A 1,078-nucleotide genomic window follows, 5' to 3' on the forward strand; every position below is an offset into this window, starting at 1 on the left:
CCGATACCCCCACGGACGCCCCCACGGGCACCGTGCCGCCCACGGTGGACCCGACCGCGACCGGCTCTCCGACGGAGACCGCCGTGCCGACCGCGAGCCCCACGGAGCTCCCGATCTGCGCGACGCCTTCTGAGGAGCCGTCGGTGGAGCCTCCGCTGGAGCCGACCGACGCGCCCGCGGAGACCCCGTCCCCGGCCCAGCCGACGGACACCGCGACGCCCACGCCGTCCGAGACGGCGACCACCCCAGCCCAGGAGTAAGCGGGCGACAGACGGGCCAGGCCGCGCGCCTGGCCCGTCTCACGTGTTCAGAAGCTGTTGTAGCGGCCCTCGTGGTAGAGGAGCGGCGGGCCGTCGCCCGGCGTGCCGAGGGCGGTGACCTGGCCGACGACGATGGAGTGGTCGCCGCCGTCGTACACGGACTTGGTGGTGCACTCCACCGTGGCGAGCGCGCCGTCGAAGAGGGCCACGCCCGACTCGCCCCGGTGGTGGGCCCAGCGGGCCAGCTGCCCGTCCAGGGGACGCCCGCGGTGGGCGAAGAAGCGGGAGGCGTCCTCCATCGAGGCCGGCAGCACCGACACGCCCCACGCCCCGGCCTCCAGCACGGCGTCGTGGAAGCGGGCCACCTTCTCGGCGCAGAACAGCACGAGCAGCGGGTCGAGGGAGACGGAGGTGAAGGAGTTGACCGTCATCGCGTGGTCGACGTCGCCCACCCGGGTCGTGACGATGGTGACACCGGTGGCGAAGCGGCCGACGACCTTCCGGTACGCACGTGGGTCAATAGGCCGCTCGATAAAGTGCACCTAGATACTTTATGCCGTTACGTCGGGTTCTTCGGTGTGTACCCCCGGAGCAACCATGATCCACGGCTTGCCGACGGCGACATCAGATAGGCCACCACCAGCGCCGCCAGGCCGCCGTACAGGTAGACGTAGCCGGGCGCGCCCTGCGCGATCACCAGGTCGCCCACCCGCAGCTCCAGCGTGAACGGCATGGTCACCAGCAGCCACCCGAGCGCCGTCGCCATGACGCCGAGCTTGGCCCGCATCAGCTTGCCCGCCCCGAGGCACACCGCGAAC

3 protein-coding genes are annotated in these 1,078 nt (G+C 71.8%); all 3 read right to left on the reverse strand.

The genetic code is table 11. The features are described 5' to 3' along the window. Positions 1–244: hypothetical protein (locus tag C1J01_RS51745; RefSeq protein ID WP_220040499.1), on the reverse strand; the 244-nt coding region annotated here is incomplete at its 3' end. A 63-nt stretch (positions 245–307) separates the two neighbouring features. Then, positions 308–802, reverse strand: coding sequence for a flavin reductase family protein (locus C1J01_RS48230; protein WP_235855167.1), 495 nt, complete (start codon positions 800–802; stop codon positions 308–310). A gap of 17 nt (positions 803–819) precedes the next feature. Further along, the coding region (locus C1J01_RS50895; RefSeq protein WP_235855168.1) for a DUF6113 family protein at positions 820–1,078 on the reverse strand (259 nt) is incomplete at its 5' end.

Origin of the sequence: Nonomuraea aridisoli (assembly GCF_003236395.1) — a bacterium.
In the GTDB taxonomy this organism is placed as follows: Bacteria; Actinomycetota; Actinomycetes; order Streptosporangiales; family Streptosporangiaceae; genus Nonomuraea; species Nonomuraea aridisoli.